The following is an 18,533-nucleotide window of genomic DNA, read 5'->3' on the forward strand; positions in this document are numbered from 1 at the left end:
GTTATCTAATATCCCGGATAATAATTTTGAAAAAGATCTAAAGAACTTATGTTTAGAAATAGTATACGAAAACGAGCCTAATCTAGTACACGAAAATAAAAAAAAATTAGAAATAATAAAGAAAAAATATGGCTATTTTAATTTTGAAAATATTGATGTTAATAGTATAAATTTTGATGAAAAAGAAATAATTACTAAAATTAGAAATAAAATAAATGAAAAAGAAGATAGGCTGGCTACGTTACTTGAAAAGCCTAACGTTTCTATTGATGAACTACTTAATCATGTGATTGATCAAAATAAACATGAACTTGCAAAATACATTTTTCATAGAGATTTAATAGCAAAAAAAGGATTATCTTTAACTAATTCAGGCGACAATGAGGATATTTTGCATAACTTATTTTTTCCACAAAAAACTAGTGTGGTTATTGAAAAAAATAAGGCTAAAAATCACTTATATGAAAATTGCGTTTGGCTCCTAGATGATAAATTTATGTCATATATATACTCAGCATCTGATATAACAATAAATAGAATCAATTCCGAAATAGGAAGAGGTAATTCTGATTTTAAATCAGAAAAAAGACCTGATTTATTTATTTTGTATAATAGCCCAGAAGATAGTGATTTGCATAAAGATGTTGTCTTGGTTGAATTCAAAAAAGGAAATATTGATTATAAAGAAAAAACTTCTGCAATAGATCAGGTTGATGAATATAAAGAAAAACTCAAAAAAATTGTTAACAACATAAATAATTTCTATTGTTATATTATTTGTGATTTTAAAGCTGATGATAACGATATTGAAAGAGTTATGATTAATAGGTCATTTACTAAAGTCTTTAGCAATAATGGATGCATGTACTATGGTTATTTAAAAGGATCTGAAACACATGTAACATTCGTTTCATCAAATAGTATTTTTTCTGATGCAGTTGTACGAAATAAAACATTTCTAGATATCTTAACAACTGTTTAAATTAAACTAAATGATTCTAGCAGAAGACTAATTTAGACTAAAAAGATGCACAAATTAGATAGATAAAATATAATTTCTAATCAAAAACATTATCAATGTGTTCAATGATGATATTATGCTTTATTAATAATCTTTTCAACAGTCTCTACTGTTGTACCAATAATTTCTGCTATTTTATTAATAGAAATATTTTCATGATAAAGTGCTCTGGGTTTCTTTTTATTAACTTCATTACTGATATTGAATTTTGAATTACTAACATACTAACCATGACAAATACTATACCTAGAAAATAACTTAACAAAATTAATATAAACCATATATACATTTCAAAAACATCATTAAATTGTGGTGCTTGTTTTCTTGCATATGAAAATAAATACAGAGATAAGATAGCTAGTATCGTTGTAAAAAAAAATCTATATAAAGCAAAGGTTTTATTAAATACTAAAGATTTTTTAGATTCTTCAAATATTAGATATATAGCAAATTTCTTGGCTTCTTTAATTGTTCGACAAAGATTATAATGTAACAAAAAAATTATAATTTTCTGTTTAAAGATATTTCTTTCCTTTAATAAAATACGTCCATATTCTTCTTCTAAAATTTTGTTTATAACATTTGTTTTTTCATCAAATTTATTAGTTTCAATATATTTATCTTTATATTCATCCAATTTTTCTAACTTTGATTTTCGAAAATAATAAGGAAATATATTTTTACTAATCCAATTAATAATTAGGCAGATAAAAAACAAAATGATAAGTGTTATGCCAGAAAAACCAAAATTATCAATTATATAATTGATATCATGAATTGAATTTATCATATTATTTACCGTTATTAAAAATTACTAAAACTACAAATATTCATCAACAATTTTTTGGCTAACGAAGCGAATATTAGTTTTAAGAGTAATAATGTTATTGATAAAATTGATGTTGTTTTAACTATTCATTATTTACCATAACACTTTGTAAAATCACTTAAAAAGTAATATATCATATTTTGTTTATACCTAGCAGTGATTAATCTAAACAGGTAATCTCTGTAGATAATTTTTAATTGTAAATACTTTGTTCATCATAAAGATGCTTACATGTTTAACTTTTTGTTCGATTAATTATAATTTTAATCTTTATATAAAATCTTTTAGACTTTCCTTTACTTTCCCCCAAATTTTGTAAAAAATATTGAGGAGTCTATACCATCTTAATTTTTCTTAATAAGAAAATAGATGCGATAAAATACAGTAAGGTTATGTTGAGCAATTTTAATTACTGGTGATAATCATAGATTAATCGGTGCAATCGATCCTTGTGGTGATGGTTTAGCTACGGGTTATTGATGATTGATTAAAATAACAAATCAAATCAGAAATGATAAAACTAACATAATAAAGATAATGACATTAGTCATTGTCTTTATTAACTCGCTATATAGATGCCAGTTTTTGGAGAAACTGACATCTTTTCACATCATACTTTAAAGGTTATCCACGGTTTAAGTTTGACTGCGGTTTGGATTAAACCGGCATTCTCTTGTGCTTGAATGACTGGCGTAATCGGTTTATATGCAGCAGGCGCTTCCTCAAATAGTCGCTCTTGTTTTAAAGTAACGCATTGCCATGGCAATAAGGCGTTATCAGAGGCCAATTTTTTACTACGCATCGTTTGCCTTTTTTCAGCTCGTCCAGCGCCATGCGAACAAGACCATAACCAATCAGGATGACCTTTTCCTATTGCAACATAAGAATAATCGCCCATAGAGCCTGGTATCAATGCTATTTCACCTAAATGTGCAGGTGTTGCACCTTTGCGATGAATATTCATGCCATTTTCAGGAAAAATGACATTGTGTGAGATATCAACCAATAGTTGACTAGCATCTTGCTTAAAGAGTGTACTAAACGTTTTACGCACTAGCTCTGTGATCACAATGCGATTTATCCAAGCATAACGAGCAGCAACGCCCATCGCTTGCAAATACTCTTGAGCATGATTGTCTGTCAAAGCAAATAAACCTGATTTAGGGTATTTTTGATCGACCGGCCATAATGCTTTGGCTTTATCTTGCCAACGCTTGCCAATATAAAAACCGACATCACGTGATCCAGTATGAATCATCACCACAATAGCACCTTTCTTTAAACCTAATTGATAAGCGACATGGCGATCAATAATTTCATCAACAATTTGTAATTCAACAAAATGGTTACCTGAACCTACTGTGCCCAGACTTGCCGGACGAATAATCGTCCGTTTTTCAAAAAAGGCTTCGGGAGCATACTGACTATCCGCCGAAAGTAAATCATTGCCAGAAATTTTACTAATTTCATGTGAGAGCCGCTCAAAATCGACACTATTCCATAAACCTTGTTGCGGTAAAGCTCCTAACCAAGCTGCAAGACCTTCATCAAACAGCGCCTGAAAAGAAGTGGGGGTAATTGGCACATCGCGCTCATCGTGCAATAACACTTGTTTCAATTGTTCAATGAGACTTGATTTTTGTTCATCCACCTCATTAAGACTTAAGCCTGTAGTAAACAGGCGCATCCCACAATTAATATCCGTGCCTATCGCCGCAGGAATAATTAAATCAGGAGTCGTGGCAATAATACTTCCAACTGGTGCAATCGCACCAGGATGAAAGTCTGGCGTAGCCCTTGCAGCGCAAACTTTGCCATCACTATTTGGGATTGTTACCGATGCAAAATCGAGTAATTGCTCAACCGCTTTTTCTTCTAAAGGTAACGGATTAGGTAATAATACTTGTGCTGTAATATTTTGTTTATTAAATGTATAAATATCATTATTAAAATGAGTTTCAATCCCACATCGGGATAAACGTTTTTGTAAACGGGTAAATGTAGACATAATAGCCACCTAGAAAACAATAAAATACCGTCCTCTCAATTTGAGAAGATAATTACTGTTTCCTGCAGCAGCACTATTCAGGAAAGCGGCCGTATTCTAGACTAAAGTTTATTAAAATGTAAACTGATAAATTATTTTTTATTAGATCATCAATTATTACTGTGTATTATTTCCCAACTCAGGCCAAATTTAGCTAAGTATTTTTTTAAACGATCAGCATCGTTACTGCGCTGTTTTTTGCTTCTTGAAACAGCAAATAGTGCTCGGCCTGCTTCAGATAAGGAGGCGCTGTTTTGGCATATTTCTAATACTTTTTCTAACTGGCAGCGATCAAATTCATCAATTTCAGTTGGAATTAAATCGTTATAGCTTTTGGTTGTTTGCTGCCAATTTTGCTGTAAACGACCGATTTCTTGCTCAACTTGTTGTAATGTAATATTGGCTTGTGGTGCTAATGTCGCCATACGGGTAATCGAACTATTGAGTTCACGAAAATTGCCTTGCCATTTTACTTGAGGAGAAGTGGCAAATTTCAGATAGGCATTACGGGATTGTTGATTGAATCGTGGCAGAATGCCATATTCTTTGGCATAACGGGCTAGCTCAAAATCTATATTGGGTTCAATATCTTCCTTTCTTTCCGCCAATCCTGGTAATTGATAACTCCAAAGATTAATTCTTGCAAAAAGATCTTCACGAAACTCACCTTGTGCTATAGCCTGTTTGAGATCTTTATTGGTACCAGCAATTAATTGAAAATTGCTTTGAATCGGTTTGTCACTACCATAAGGATAAAATTGTTTTTCTTCAATGGCTTTTAATAACATCGCTTGCTCATCAAGCCCCAGTTCACCAATTTCATCTAAAAACAATAAGCCACCATCGGCACTTTTAAGTAATCCGGTGCGCGCAATATTGGCACCAGTAAAAGCACCTTTAACGTGACCAAACAAGGTTGACATGGCGCCATCACCGCGTAATGTTGAACAGTTGATCTCAACAAATTGCCCTTGAATTTGATGATTATTGTGTTTGAGTAAATAAATCTGTTTAGCTAAAAATGATTTACCCGCACCAGTTGGCCCAGACAATAAAATCGGCGCATGTGATCGACTAGCAACTTGTTCTATTTCGGCTATTAGCTGATTAAATCGCTGATTACGGGTGGCAATACCCGATTTTAAAAGATCGGTGGCCTGAGATGCATAATGTTGGAAACGAGTCAGGATCTTATCATATCGATGTAGATTCAAATCAATCTGATTCATTGTGCCACGAGGAGTCATTGCTAGTATGTCATCGTCATTTAACTCATTATTGCTAGCGCTAATATCTTTTGGTTGTGGCGGTGACATTTGGAGCAATTTGGCCGGAAAGTAACGTGATTCAGTCAATAAAAACCAGCAAATCTGTGCAACGTGTGTCCCAGTAGTAATGTGAACATAATATTCTTCTTTATCAGGCTCAAAGGTATATTTTTCGGCAATATCAAATAAGCAAGTATAAACTTGCTCAAAATCCCATGGATCTGCTATGTCTATGACTATTGGTCTAACTTCAGTCTGTGGTGATAACAGTTTAATATCATTAATGATTTCACAAAGTAGATGATAATCATTTTGATAATAAAGTAATTCTAAACGAGAAATAGGTTTATCGGCATGATGACATAAAGCAATGGTTGGTCGCCAATGCTTCCATCGTCGTTTACCTTTGCCTCGTTGGTCAAGGACATTTCCGAGAAAACCAAACACCACATTCTTTTTCATAAACTTATCTATTTTTATAAATTAATATCTAAAATTATAAAAAATACCATTAAAAAAAACCATGTAAATTTTAATCAATAATGAAGGAAAAATTTATTTCATTTAAAAACATATAATTAAAAAATAATTTTAGCTTTTTTTATTAATTGGCACGCTTTTCGCAATAATTAATATGAAGATATAAAAAATATTTTTATAAAACTAAACTTATCAACAAGTGATAACTTGTTAAATGAAATGAAAAAGAGAAAAGGAATTAAAAATGACTCAATATCATTTATTGCAAACCGAAAATGCCAAACCGATTAAGATGTGGACAGAAGGAGTACCCGTTGATCAAGGAGCGAAAGAGCAATTAAGCAAAACTGCACAACTTCCTTTTATTTTTAAACATATTGCTGTAATGCCAGATGTTCACGTTGGTAAAGGTTCGACTATTGGTAGTGTAATCCCAACAATGGGCGCCATTATTCCTGCAGCCGTCGGTGTGGATATTGGTTGCGGGATGATAGCCGTACAAACATCATTAATGGCAACAGATTTACCAGATAATTTATTACCATTAAGAACTGAAATAGAAAAAGCGGTACCACATGGTATCTCGCCCAAAAATCATAAACAAGATAATGGTAGTTGGCATAATCCACCGACTTTGATCGACCAATATTGGCAACAATTATTACCAGGTTTTCAAAAGTTAATTGACAAGTATCCTCATTTGGAAAATACCAATAACTATCGACATCTAGGAACACTTGGTACAGGTAACCATTTTATCGAAATCTGTTTAGATGAAGCCAACCGAGTTTGGATCATGTTACATAGTGGATCGCGTGGTGTCGGTAATGCCATTGGCCGCTTTTTTATTGAGATGGCCAGAAAAGATATGGAAGTCCATATAAAAAATCTACCAGATAGAGATTTAGCTTACTTAGAAGAAGGTACTGAACATTTTCAGGATTATGTCGATGCCGTTCATTGGGCACAAGAGTTTGCTCGACTTAACCGTGAAGCAATGATGACCAATGTGATTTTAGCTATGCGTAAAATCATTACTAAACCATTTACAACACATATGTCGGCAATTAACTGTCACCATAATTATGTGCAAAAAGAGCATCATTTTGGTGAAGAGATCTTTGTTACTCGTAAAGGCGCAGTTTCTGCCCGTAAAGGGGAATTAGGGATTATTCCAGGATCAATGGGAGCGAAAAGCTACATTGTTCGCGGACTGGGTAATGAAGAAAGCTTTTGCTCTTGTTCTCATGGTGCTGGACGGGTTATGAGTCGCACAGAAGCGAAAAAGAAATTTACCATCGCAGATCAAATTAAAGCAACTGCACATGTTGAATGTCGTAAAGATGCCAATGTTATTGATGAAATTCCAATGGCATATAAAGATATTGATGCTGTAATGACGGCACAAAATGAATTAGTTGAGATTGTTCATCAACTACGACAAGTGGTCTGTGTGAAAGGATAAATAATATCGAGGATAACTTCCTCGATGATCATGACGGTAATAATATGATAACTAATAATTATTTATAACATTTTGATATAAACAATTAATCATTCACGATAACGATAAGATATTTTAAGGATAAACAATGACAACGAATTTAAACACAACAACAGAGCAACCATTCCCAATAGTATGGGATAACAATAGAATCAGTATTTATCAGTTTTTACTCCCTTATCAAAATGCTGATAAATTACCAGAGATAGCGCAAACGCTTCCTGATGAATCTTTGGATAATAACGAATTCAAATGGGCAGATGGAGCAATGGATGGTGTTATCAATCATCACGGCGCATCGACAGAACAAAATTGTGCAGAAAACATGCTAATGTTGCTTCAACAAATAACACTACAACCTAATCAATCAAATATCGAGCAACTGTATAATTTAGTCACCACTGAACGGACATTAAGCTTTATTGATGATTTAGCTGAAGCAATACCGAACATTGATGTTGATTTTGATAAATTATATGAGTTTGTCTATTGGTTAGCCATTAATAGCCCTGATCGTGAAATCATTAAATTTAGTATTGCTATATTGGGCTGTTTTACCACCGAACAAACCGAACTATTTATGTTATTCGGTATGCATAATGAGTTTAGCTTATATTCTGCTATTGCATTAGAAAATACATTATCATCTGAAAATGATATTGAAAATACCTTAATGAAACTAGCCCAAAAAGTTGATGGTTGGGGACGTATTCAAATCGTCGAACGGTTAACCAACTATCCATTATCATCAGCAAGCAAAGATTGGTTGTTAAGAGCTGGTTATCAAAATAGCATTATGAATGAATATCTTGCTTATACCTGCGCAGTAGCCGGTGAATTAGATAAGGTGTTAGAGCAAGAGAGTATTGATAATGAATTAATTAGCTCAATCGGTGAAATTCTAGAAGCTTTAATTAACGGTGGGCCTGCTGAGGATATATATTGTTATGATGTTGGTGCTCAAATTTGTGCCAGTTATTTAACTCATCTACTTAAACAACCAAACTTAGTCGATCTGAATATATTACGAACGGTCAAATTAATACATAATTTTGTTGCTGAAGAGGTAGATGAAAATACGCCTAATTGGCACGAACAAATAAAAGATGAAATAATCGAAAAAGCTAATCAGTTTATCCAACAAGATAAATGGCTAGAATTGATTGAAGAAAGCCTAACGGCTAACAATGAGAATCAATTTTCGCTAGCAGCAGAACTTTATTCTCAATATGGTTTTGATGCATGGCCAGCACGATTTGAATATCAGAAAAAATATAATGGTGATCAGTGGAATGATTTGATGCATAGTGATTCAATATCAAGAATCCAACAAGTTATTCAATTAGCTAATCAACAATATGATTTTGCTAAACTCGCAACTGGACCAACATTGGATGATGGCTTTGGCGAAGATGATGCACATTATATATTATTAATGATATTACAAGAACTTAATCGTTTTCCTGAGGTTGGTGAAAATTTATTATTAATCGCTTTAAAAAGCCCGCTAATACGACATCGAACTATGGCATTAAATGCTATAAAAGCTTGGGAGCGGTCATTATGGTCAGACAATATCAAAATAGCAATACAAGAATTGGCAATCATCGAACCTGATGACGAGATTAAAGAAGATTTAGACGCATTAATAGCTGAAATGAATGATTAAAAATTTTATTCAATTGATGGTTATTATAAAAATTAATAAGGATGTTATTGAAAATGCAAAACCGTATACAAGAAAAACTTATTGAATTAGAACAACAATATAACATCAATATCATTTTTGCCTGTGAGTCTGGTAGCCGAGCATGGGGATTTCCCTCACCAAATAGTGATTATGATGTTCGTTTTATTTATATTCATCCACTTGATAAATATTTATCAATTGATAATCCTGCTTCTCATCTGACTTTTCCAATCGACGATGAGTTGGATTTACATGGATGGGATTTGAAAAAAACGTTACAGTTAATTCGCAAATCCAATACTACGCCATTTGAGTGGTTGCAGTCACCAATCATTTATCAGCAAAATGCTGCAATTGCTGAGCCATTATGGCAATTATGCGCAGAATTTTTTAATGCCCGCGGTAATATTTTTCACTATTTAGGTATAGCGAAAAGTGCTTGGCAAAGTAGTGAAGGGCAACAAATTGGTGTCAAAAAGTTATTTTATGTGTTAAGACCACTATTATGTGCTAAATGGTGTTTAGAAAAACAGCAAATCGCACCGATGGCAATAGCACCATTATTGACGCTATTGCCCGAAAATTTACGTAACAAAATCAATAAGATTATTGAGCAAAAAGCAACCATGGCTGAATCACAACTTATCGCTATCGATCCTGAAATATTACTATTTATTGAACAATCGATGAATGATATTTTGCAACAGGTTGCACCAATAACAGAGCGACATTTTAAACCAGCTAAATTAGATCAATTTTTCATAAAAACATTGATGGATTTGCAATAGGGAAAAGAATATCAAATGACAATTGATGATTTAAAAAGGCAAAATTTAATCTTATTTGAGGTTATCAGTGGTAGCCGTGCTTTTGGATTAGCCACTGAAACATCCGATACTGATATCAAAGGGGTATTTTATCTACCAAAAGAAAAATTTTATGGACTTGAATACATTCCGCAAATTAGTAATGCCTCAAATGATATTGTCTATTATGAATTAGGCCGGTTTGTTGAATTACTGCTTAAAAATAACCCTAATATTTTAGAAGTGTTAGCTTCCAGCTCGGAATGTATTTTATATCAACATCCGATTATGCAGCAGTTGACCCTCGATCTTTTTTTATCTAAACAAACCGAACAAACATTTGCTCATTATGCAATATCGCAAATAAAAAAAGCTAAAGGGTTAAATAAAAAAATTAATAATCCAGTGGAAGTTAAACGAAAAACAGTACTGGATTTTTGTTATATCATTCAAGGGCAACATACTTATCCAATGACCAACTGGTTAACCAAAAATGGTTTACAGCAACAGTGTTGTGGTTTGGTTAATATACCTCATGGTAGAGATTTATATGCCCTTTTCTATGATGCGTCAGGTAGTTGTGGTTATCATGGCATTATTCAGCATGAAGATTCAACGGAACTCTGTTTATCTTCGGTGAAAATCGACACCCCTGTGATGGCTTATTTGAGTTTTAATCGTGATGGCTTCTCATCGCATTGCCGTGACTATAAAGCGTATTGGCAATGGGTCGCCAATCGTAATCAACAACGTTATAAAAATAATATTGAAAATGGCAATGACTTTGATGCTAAAAACATGATGCATACCATTCGGTTATTGCAAGTTGCCTACGAAATCATGACAAAAGGAACCATTACCAATAAACGACCTAATCGCGACGAACTGTTAGCCATTAAGCAAGGTAAATTAAGCTATGATGAGATTATGCAACTTGCTGAGTCGTTATTAGCAAAAATTGAAACCGCATCATTGTCATCGCGATTACCTGACCAACCTAATCGCCAAAAAGCATTAGCGGTTTTACTAACTATGCGTAATCACTTATATCAATCATAATGATTAATAAAAAGCGCTCATTTTAATAACGGCGCTTTTTTACATTCAATTTTACTAAAGCTTATTATTTATCATCACCAGCCAATAAATATAATGCTTCGTATGGTCTTAATTGGATTTCCGAGTCGAATGCGGTTGCTTGCTGATAATTACTCAATAATCTTTGCCAATTAGTACCTTGTAAGGTTTTTGGTAACTGCCAGTTAACAGGTTGTTCAGTTAGATTGGTTATCACTAATAGTTGTTGATTATTGTAGCGGCGCAAGTAACACCAATAATCAGCAACATTGGCGGTTAAATCTTGATAATCACCAAAAATAAATATTGGGTACTCTTTGCGTAATTTAATTAATGTTTGATAGCAGTAAAAGATCGAATTCTGATCAGCCAATGCGGCTTTGACATTAATTTGTCGATAATTATTTGCCACCTCAATCCATGGTTCTCCCGTTGTGAAACCAGCATTTAAGCTATCATCCCATTGCATAGGCGTACGACTGTTATCACGTGATTTACTCGCTAAAATTGCTAAAATTTCCGCTTCATTCATCCCTTCAGCTATTTTTTCTTGGTAGATATTTAAACTTTCGACATCACGATATTGGTTAATACTATTAAAATGCGGATTGGTCATGCCGATCTCTTCACCTTGATAGAGATATGGCGTACCTTGTAATCCATATAGCAACATAGCAAGCATTTTCGCTGATTCACGGTGATATTGGTTTTCATTACCTAAGCGTGACACAATTCTCGGTTGGTCATGATTACACCAAAAAATGGCATTCCATGCTTTAGCATGCATCCCAGTTTGCCAATCACCAATAATATTCTTTAACTCAAGCAAATCTGGTTTAGCTAATGCCCATTTATAGCCATTTGGATAATCAACTTTTAAATGATGAAAGTTAAAAGTCATAGTGAGCTCTTTTCCGTCTAACGAGGCATATTGCAAACAGTTAGCTAATGAGGTCGAAGACATTTCGCCAACGGTTTTGAGATCATTAGGTTGGAAAGCATCGCGACTCATCTCTTGTAAAAACTCGTGGATTTTGGGGCCATCGGTATAGAAACGTCGACCATCACCATTGTTGTCATCAACAAAATCCTGTTGTTTGGAGACTAAATTAATCACATCTAGTCTTAATGCATCAACGCCTTTATCTGCCCAAAATTGGCATACTTTCTTAATTTCGTTACGAACTTGTGGATTTTCCCAATTAAGATCGGCTTGCTCTTTAGCAAATAGGTGTAAGTAATATTGCCCAGATTGTTCATGCCATTGCCATGCTTTACCACCAAACTTGGAGCGCCAATTATTGGGCTCGCTACCGTCAGCCTTAGCATCTTTCCAGATATAAAATGAGCGATAAGGGCTAGATTTATCTAAGGCTGATTTAAACCATGGATGCTCGGTTGAGGTATGGTTAAACACCATATCCATCATAATGCGGATGCCACGTTCATGCGCCTGTTTGACTAATAATTCAAAATCCGCTATTGAACCATAAGCCGGATCGATATCGTAATAATCGGCAACATCGTAGCCGTTATCTATTTGCGGTGATGGGTAAATCGGCGTTAACCAAATTGCGCTAATGCCGAGTTTTTTTAGATAATCTAATCGGCTGATAATACCTAACAAATCACCGGTTGCCTGATCTTGACTGGCTTGAAAACTTTTAGGATAGATTTGATAAATGGTACCGTTTTGCCACCATGGAATAGCTATTTTATTCATCGCTTGCTCTTTATTTTTAATCAGTAGATTCAAATTCACCAGCGGTTAAAACCGTAGAAAATCCCCTATTTATAACCGTTATCGGATATTTAACGTGCCTTTTTTCTGTTTTATTTTGTAAACAATGGCGGTTAATACGATTGGCACCACAATGGCTACCAACATAGCCAAGGCATAAATCGACCAGAAGACTGGTTTTATCGATAGGATACCGGGTAATCCACCGACGCCAATACTATTAGATAACACTCCATATAAACCACAAATTAATCCGGCACAAGCGGCACCAATCATGGCGCAAAACATCGGGAATTTATAACGTAAATTGATACCATACATCGCTGGCTCTGTCACACCGAGATAGCCAGATATTGCCGCAGGAATAGAGACTTCTCGTTCATTATGTTTTTTACTTATTAAGATGATACCAACCACCGCTGATGCTTGGGCGATATTGGATAAGGCGATAATTGGCCAAATAGGTGTGCCACCCATACTTTCAGTCATCTGCATATCGATAGCTAATGTGGTGTGATGAATACCAGTAATAACCAAAGGTGCATAGAAGAAGCCAAAAATAGCTGAACCAATAAAGGCATAATCACCTGTCATTAAATACTTAACCACATAAACAATCCCATTGCCAAGCATGCGTCCAATAGGCCCTAAAACAAAGTGGGCTAAGACGACTGATAGCATTAAGGCAACGATTGGTACAATCACTAAATTTAAGTAATCAGGAATAATTTTACGAAGGCGTGTTTCAATCCATCCTAAAGCTAAACCAGCAAAAATTGACGGTATAACTTGTGCTTGATAACCCACTTTAGCAATGGTAAACCAACCAAAATCCCAGACTTCAGGAATAACCTTACCCAAATTATAAGCATTCATCAATTGTGGTGAAACTAACGTTATACCTAAAACAATACCTAAAACCGGCGATCCCCCCATTTTTTTCACCGTAGACCAGCAAATGGCTACCGGTAAGAAGTCGAAGATAGCCTCACACGGTAACCATAAGAAATTGTTAATTGGTATCAGCCAAGTGAAAGTGTGTATTAGAGGTTTATTGTCAATAGTTGGCATTTCACCAATCACATTACGCAAGCCAAGTAATAAACCACCAGCAATTAAAGCAGGCAACAATGGCACAAAGATTTCAGCTAAGTTTGAAATTAACCGTTCAAACCACGACATATTTTGTTTAGCTGCGGCTTTGGTTTGCTCTTTAGTCGCTTCATCAATATTTAACTGTTCAGTGAGTAATTTATAATAACGGTCAACATCCGTGCCAATAATAACTTGGAATTGCCCGGCGTTATTAAAGCAACCTTTGACAAAAGGTAATTCTTCAATAGCGTCAACATTGGCTATTTTCGGATCAGCAAGCGCAAATCTTAATCTGGTTAAACAATGGGTGACACTGGCAATATTTTCTTTTCCGCCAACCAGCTCAATTAGTTGCATAATTGATGCGGCTGAAACTTTAGGTGCTTTCGCCATTGTTAAGTCTCCTTATTTTCAATTTAAGCCAATATTTTGGTTTTTAGTTAAATCATTTCGATCATAATTTGATAGAGATTAAGCATAAATGGAATGACTATTTAAATAAATGGGAACGTTCCCTTTTTGTGATAAACCTCACATTATTCAGATAATCACAGCTAAATGTTATACACAGTGAGTTATTTCAATAGTTGGGATGGAACAGTAATAATTTTAGCGTTTACTTGTTTTTCTAACATCAGTAATAGCTCGTTTGCCGCATAGATGCCAGCTTTATCAAAACCAAGATCAACCGTTATCGTTTGAGAAAATAAGAAATTTAGCAATTCACTACTACCGATACTAATAACAACAATATTATTAATATTTTTTTCCGATAAAAATTTATTTAAGCCTAAAGCAATCGAATCAGTAGCACAAACTATCGCTGTTGGTGAATGAACTAACACCGATTCGGCAAGCTCATAACCAGAATAATAACTTAAATTACCAAGTACGGCGTTGGCTTGAATTTTATAGGTAGTACAAAAATCAATATAGGCCTGATAACGTAAACCACCGGTAGTTTGATCTTGCTTATCAACACCAATAAAACCTATTTTTTTATGTTTTTCTGATTGATATAAGTAAGTTAGTGCTTTGTTTACTGCACCAATATCATCATAACAAATACAAGAATAAGCCGGAAATGGCCTAGCAATCACCACACATTTATGTTGCCAAACCGTTAACAATGAACTGTCCAATCCCGTAAAAGCAAACACAATAATACCATCAGCTTGTTTTTCTCTTAACATCGTCAGATGTTCGGCAACTTTTGCGGCACTAAATTGACTCTCGATAATTATAGGATCATAGCCATTAGCATAAAAAATCGGCAACATACTTTGCACTGCATGATTTTCAGATATTGAATCAAGGCGTGTGACAATAATACCGATAACCTTATTCCCATAACCGCGCATTGCTCTTGCTGATTTAGAAGGAGTGAATTGATATTGTTCAACAATTGCCATCACTTTATTGCGAGTTGATTCCTTCACCATAGGATCGTGATTAATCACTCGTGAAACCGTTGATTTACTGACGCCACTTAATTTAGCTATATCTTTAATGGTTAAATTAGTTGATGATTTACTCATAATCAATTTGTTGAATGAATATCAATTAAATCATAGTAATACAGATTAAAGAAAATAGCGATATTGACGCTTATTATGCGGTGGCAAAACAACTTAATCTGTTATTTAAAAATAACATTAGTGTATTGTTTTAATTTGTTTTTATTATAATCATCAGTATATATTGCTAGTAATCGATTTATTGTTATCGACTGCGAAATCTTGATAGCAAAGTCAATTATTCTCATGACTGCCATTATTTAAAAATTTAAATTGACTCAATAAGTAATTTTTAATCATTGCTCTGATTACATTGAATTTATCAACCACAGCATTAGCTATAGGAAAGACGATAGCATAGAATCTCAGCTTTATTGTATTTAACAAATACTACGCTGGGATGGTATTGACGATTACTATAAATATACCACATCGAAAACTGAACAAACCCTTATCCAAAGACAATAATTATTGCTTGTAATATAAATCTAAACCGAGATGAATTTTATTTTGGTTGGGAAGAATTTGATGGCTAAGCGCCAAGCATATTTATTAAAAAAGGGCAGAATAGCCCCTTTTCTGAGTAAACTTAAACCCTACTCGTTTTAGTGCTATATTTTGATTTGTAGATACTTCCCCAATCTAACATCGCATCGTGTACTTGTTTTAAACTTTCTCCGACTTCAGTTAAGGTATATTCCACTTTAGGTGGCACTTGTGGGTATACTTTACGGGTGATTAGGCCATTTTTTTCCATAGTGCGTAGATGAGAAGTAAGCACTTTTTGTGATATACCATTTAGTGATTTTTTCAGTTCCCCAAAACGTTTGGTACCTGTCAGCAAATCTCGCACAATTAGGACTTTCCATTTGTCACCCATTAATAATAGAGTGGTTTCAACAGGACATGGCGGTAAATTTTCAATTGCCTGCATAATAAAATTCCTTTAATTTCAACAATAGTATCTAAACGGTAACTATATTACTACTTGGTACCTACTTTACAATAGAAACTTTGGATATTAAGCTAAAAAAATTAATTTATTTAAGTCGTATTAAGGAGAACAAGATGAAAATTGCAGTCATTGGTGCAAATGGTAAATCAGGACAACTATTGGTTAAAGAAGCATTATCACGAGGACATGATGTCACAGCTATCGTACGTAAACCAAGTTCAAATAGCGACGCAAAAGCGAAAGTATTAGTTAAAGATCTATTTCAATTAACTTATGACGATTTAAAACCATTTGATGTGATTATTGATGCATTTGGTACTTGGACACCTGAATCATTACCATTACATCAAACTAGCCTTAAACATTTAACCGATATTTTAAGCGGTAAACCTAACCGTTTATTAGTTGTTGGTGGTGCCGGCAGTTTATACGTCGACCCAGAGCATACCGTTCGTTTAGCCGATTCACCAGATTTCCCTGATGAATTTAAACCATTAGCCAACAATATGGCGAAAGCTTTAGATCAACTAAGAACCTGTGATGATGTGCAATGGACCTATTTAAGCCCAGCAATTGAGTTTATTGCTGATGGAGCAAGAACTGGTCATTATACTGTTGGTGGCGAGCAATTCTTAGTTAACAGCCAAGGTAAAAGTCAAATCAGCTACGCTGACTATGCGGTCGCAATGATTGATGAAGCAGAAAAAGCCCAACATATCAAACAACGTTTTACTGTTGTCGCTGAATAATAGATATCGATAAATAACCTTACATTAAGATAGCCTATATACAAACGGTTATTTTAATGTAAGGAAAATCATTTAAACTTTCCACTCGACTAACCATATTTGTTCACTCACGCCAACAAACCAAAATAGTGCAAACACATCAACCTTTGGTATATAAATGGATCATTTTAGTGCGCTAACAATTGAAAAAATTAGATTAGACCAGTTATCGGTTAACTGTTCAATTATTGGCATGCTTATTGCATAAATAAAAGATTATTATGAATAATTTGATAATGCCAATAATACTGATAATATGAATTATTATGTGTTTAATTTGTTATCACTTTACTTGGGAAAACGCTTATGCAGTACGATCTAATCATTAAAAATGGTATTGTTATTCTCGAATCAGGCGAGACTAATACCGACATTGCAATAAAAAATGGCAAAATTGCTGCTATTGGCCCTAATTTGGAGCAAGCAGAGCAAATTATCAATGCTGAAGGTTTAATTGTCAGCCCGGGAATGGTTGATATTCATGTGCATATTAGCGAACCTGGCGGTGTCCGCCATGAATGGGAAGGTTATGTTACTGGAACCAAAGCATGTGCAAAAGGTGGGGTGACAACTTTTGTCGAAATGCCATTAAATCAACTTCCTGCCACTACCAGCGGAGAAACACTGCGTACCAAATATGCTGCTGGCGAAGGTAAATTATATGTTGATGTTGCTTCATATGGTGGATTAGTTCCCTACAACCTAACCAATAATGGTATTGAAGAACAAGTTCAAGAAGGTGTTGCTGCGTTTAAATGCTTTATGGCAACCTGTGGTGATCCAAATCTTGACGGTGATTTCGCTAATGTTAATGATTATGCATTATGGGAAGGGATGCGCCAAATAGCCAAAACCGGTAAAGTTTTAGCTATTCATGCCGAAAATGCAGCAATTACAGATATTCTGGGACAACAAGCCAAAGCACGAGGGGAAAACAAATTATCACAATACGTAGCAACTCGTCCGGCATTCACTGAAGTAGAAGCTATTCGCCGAGCTATCTTTTTTGCCAAACAAACCGGTTGCCCAATTCATATTTGCCATGTAGCTTGTCCAGAAGGAGTTGAAGAAGTAATAAAAGCACGTCAAGAAGGTGTTAATGTCACTTGTGAAACCTGTATTCATTACCTCTATTTCACTACAGATCAATTAGATGCAATTGGCCCAATTGCAAAATGTTCTCCGCCAATCCGTGATCAACAAGCACAAGAAGGTTTGTGGAAATATCTCTTTGCCGGCCACATTATCACCGCCGTATCTGACCATTCACCATGTACCTACGATTTAAAAGATAAAGCCAATGCGTTTGATGCATGGGGAGGAATTTCAGGTGTGCAAAATAATGTCGATATTTTGTTTGATGAAGCCGTTCAAAAACGCGGTATGTCATTAAAACAGTTTGCCGATATCATCGCTAAAAATCCAGCCGAAAGATATAACTTACCCACCAAGGGATCAATTCAAGTTGGTAAAGACGCAGATATTATCTTTATAAAACCTCATTCAGACTATGTTTTAACTGCACAAGATCTCGAATATCGTAATAAATTTAGCCCTTATGTGGGTAGACAAATTGGTGCTCAAGTTGTGCAAACCATATTACGAGGAAAAACCATTTATCAGATTGATTCTGGTATTGATGCAACGCCGAGAGGTAGTTTTATTCGACGTTAATCATAAAATTAAAACGATAAAAAAATAAAATAGGTAGGAAA

General features: G+C 34.5%; 14 protein-coding genes. 7 read left to right on the top strand and 7 right to left on the bottom strand.

Annotated features, from left to right (window positions below; translation table 11 throughout):
* Positions 1–982 (top strand): hypothetical protein (locus B6D18_RS12580; protein ID WP_158092528.1); only part of this gene is annotated, 982 nt, incomplete at its 5' end.
* Positions 983–1,151: 169 nt separating this feature from the next.
* On the opposite strand, the gene B6D18_RS05885 is transcribed toward B6D18_RS12580, so the two are convergent.
* The 3 genes from B6D18_RS05885 to rtcR all read right to left on the bottom strand — a co-directional run bounded on the left by B6D18_RS05885 (position 1,152) and on the right by rtcR (position 5,627).
* Positions 1,152–1,811, bottom strand: coding sequence for a hypothetical protein (locus B6D18_RS05885; protein ID WP_086363596.1), 660 nt, complete (start codon positions 1,809–1,811; stop codon positions 1,152–1,154).
* A 649-nt stretch (positions 1,812–2,460) separates the two neighbouring features.
* Positions 2,461–3,858, bottom strand: coding sequence for an RtcB family protein (locus B6D18_RS05890; RefSeq protein WP_086363597.1), 1,398 nt, complete (start codon positions 3,856–3,858; stop codon positions 2,461–2,463).
* A 149-nt stretch (positions 3,859–4,007) separates the two neighbouring features.
* Positions 4,008–5,627, bottom strand: coding sequence for an RNA repair transcriptional activator RtcR (gene rtcR / locus B6D18_RS05895; RefSeq protein WP_086363598.1), 1,620 nt, complete (start codon positions 5,625–5,627; stop codon positions 4,008–4,010).
* 262 nt (positions 5,628–5,889) lie between these two features.
* Here rtcR and B6D18_RS05900 point away from each other — a divergent pair, with 262 nt between their 5' ends.
* From B6D18_RS05900 to B6D18_RS05915, 4 genes are all read left to right on the top strand, one after another.
* Complete coding sequence (locus B6D18_RS05900; RefSeq protein WP_086363599.1) at positions 5,890–7,110, top strand: RtcB family protein; 1,221 nt, start codon at positions 5,890–5,892, stop codon at positions 7,108–7,110.
* 127 nt (positions 7,111–7,237) lie between these two features.
* Positions 7,238–8,818 carry a hypothetical protein gene (locus B6D18_RS05905; RefSeq protein ID WP_086363600.1) on the top strand — a complete coding sequence of 527 codons (1,581 nt, stop codon included), beginning with the start codon at positions 7,238–7,240 and terminating at the stop codon, positions 8,816–8,818.
* 53 nt (positions 8,819–8,871) lie between these two features.
* Positions 8,872–9,627 (top strand): nucleotidyltransferase domain-containing protein, encoded by a 756-nt coding sequence (locus B6D18_RS05910; protein WP_086363601.1) that lies wholly within the window; start codon positions 8,872–8,874, stop codon positions 9,625–9,627.
* A 15-nt stretch (positions 9,628–9,642) separates the two neighbouring features.
* Entirely contained in the window at positions 9,643–10,704 is a 1,062-nt protein-coding gene (locus B6D18_RS05915; RefSeq protein WP_086363602.1) for a DNA polymerase beta superfamily protein, read from the top strand.
* A 64-nt stretch (positions 10,705–10,768) separates the two neighbouring features.
* On the opposite strand, the gene treC is transcribed toward B6D18_RS05915, so the two are convergent.
* From treC to B6D18_RS05935, 4 genes are all read right to left on the bottom strand, one after another.
* Positions 10,769–12,445 carry an alpha,alpha-phosphotrehalase gene (gene treC, locus B6D18_RS05920; protein ID WP_086363603.1) on the bottom strand — a complete coding sequence of 559 codons (1,677 nt, stop codon included), beginning with the start codon at positions 12,443–12,445 and terminating at the stop codon, positions 10,769–10,771.
* Positions 12,446–12,523: 78 nt separating this feature from the next.
* A complete protein-coding gene (gene treB, locus B6D18_RS05925; RefSeq protein ID WP_086363604.1) occupies positions 12,524–13,951 on the bottom strand; it encodes a PTS trehalose transporter subunit IIBC in 1,428 nt (475 codons plus the stop codon).
* Positions 13,952–14,133: 182 nt separating this feature from the next.
* Positions 14,134–15,096 (bottom strand): trehalose operon repressor TreR, encoded by a 963-nt coding sequence (gene treR, locus B6D18_RS05930; RefSeq protein ID WP_086353950.1) that lies wholly within the window; start codon positions 15,094–15,096, stop codon positions 14,134–14,136.
* A 568-nt stretch (positions 15,097–15,664) separates the two neighbouring features.
* The gene (locus tag B6D18_RS05935) at positions 15,665–16,009 is read right to left on the bottom strand and encodes a helix-turn-helix domain-containing protein (protein WP_086358394.1); all 345 of its coding nucleotides are present in this window, start codon (positions 16,007–16,009) and stop codon (positions 15,665–15,667) included.
* A 134-nt stretch (positions 16,010–16,143) separates the two neighbouring features.
* Here B6D18_RS05935 and B6D18_RS05940 point away from each other — a divergent pair, with 134 nt between their 5' ends.
* Both B6D18_RS05940 and allB read left to right on the top strand, forming a co-directional pair.
* Complete coding sequence (locus tag B6D18_RS05940; RefSeq protein ID WP_086363605.1) at positions 16,144–16,779, top strand: NAD(P)-dependent oxidoreductase; 636 nt, start codon at positions 16,144–16,146, stop codon at positions 16,777–16,779.
* A gap of 345 nt (positions 16,780–17,124) precedes the next feature.
* A complete protein-coding gene (gene allB, locus B6D18_RS05945) occupies positions 17,125–18,492 on the top strand; it encodes an allantoinase AllB (RefSeq protein ID WP_086363606.1) in 1,368 nt (455 codons plus the stop codon).
* The last annotated feature ends 41 nt before the right edge of the window (positions 18,493–18,533 follow it).

It is taken from the genome of Gilliamella sp. A7 (assembly GCF_002142015.1).
GTDB lineage: Bacteria > Pseudomonadota > Gammaproteobacteria > Enterobacterales > Orbaceae > Gilliamella > Gilliamella apis_A.

Bases quoted from the DNA above. Each gene is read 5' to 3' on its own strand.
- B6D18_RS05885 (WP_086363596.1), bottom strand. From the start codon at position 1,811: ATGATAAATTCAATTCATGATATCAATTATATAATTGATAATTTTGGT.
- B6D18_RS05890 (WP_086363597.1), bottom strand. From the start codon at position 3,858: ATGTCTACATTTACCCGTTTACAAAAACGTTTATCCCGATGTGGGATT.
- rtcR (WP_086363598.1), bottom strand. From the start codon at position 5,627: ATGAAAAAGAATGTGGTGTTTGGTTTTCTCGGAAATGTCCTTGACCAA.
- B6D18_RS05900 (WP_086363599.1), top strand. From the start codon at position 5,890: ATGACTCAATATCATTTATTGCAAACCGAAAATGCCAAACCGATTAAG.
- B6D18_RS05905 (WP_086363600.1), top strand. From the start codon at position 7,238: ATGACAACGAATTTAAACACAACAACAGAGCAACCATTCCCAATAGTA.
- B6D18_RS05910 (WP_086363601.1), top strand. From the start codon at position 8,872: ATGCAAAACCGTATACAAGAAAAACTTATTGAATTAGAACAACAATAT.
- B6D18_RS05915 (WP_086363602.1), top strand. From the start codon at position 9,643: ATGACAATTGATGATTTAAAAAGGCAAAATTTAATCTTATTTGAGGTT.
- treC (WP_086363603.1), bottom strand. From the start codon at position 12,445: ATGAATAAAATAGCTATTCCATGGTGGCAAAACGGTACCATTTATCAA.
- treB (WP_086363604.1), bottom strand. From the start codon at position 13,951: ATGGCGAAAGCACCTAAAGTTTCAGCCGCATCAATTATGCAACTAATT.
- treR (WP_086353950.1), bottom strand. From the start codon at position 15,096: ATGAGTAAATCATCAACTAATTTAACCATTAAAGATATAGCTAAATTA.
- B6D18_RS05935 (WP_086358394.1), bottom strand. From the start codon at position 16,009: ATGCAGGCAATTGAAAATTTACCGCCATGTCCTGTTGAAACCACTCTA.
- B6D18_RS05940 (WP_086363605.1), top strand. From the start codon at position 16,144: ATGAAAATTGCAGTCATTGGTGCAAATGGTAAATCAGGACAACTATTG.
- allB (WP_086363606.1), top strand. From the start codon at position 17,125: ATGCAGTACGATCTAATCATTAAAAATGGTATTGTTATTCTCGAATCA.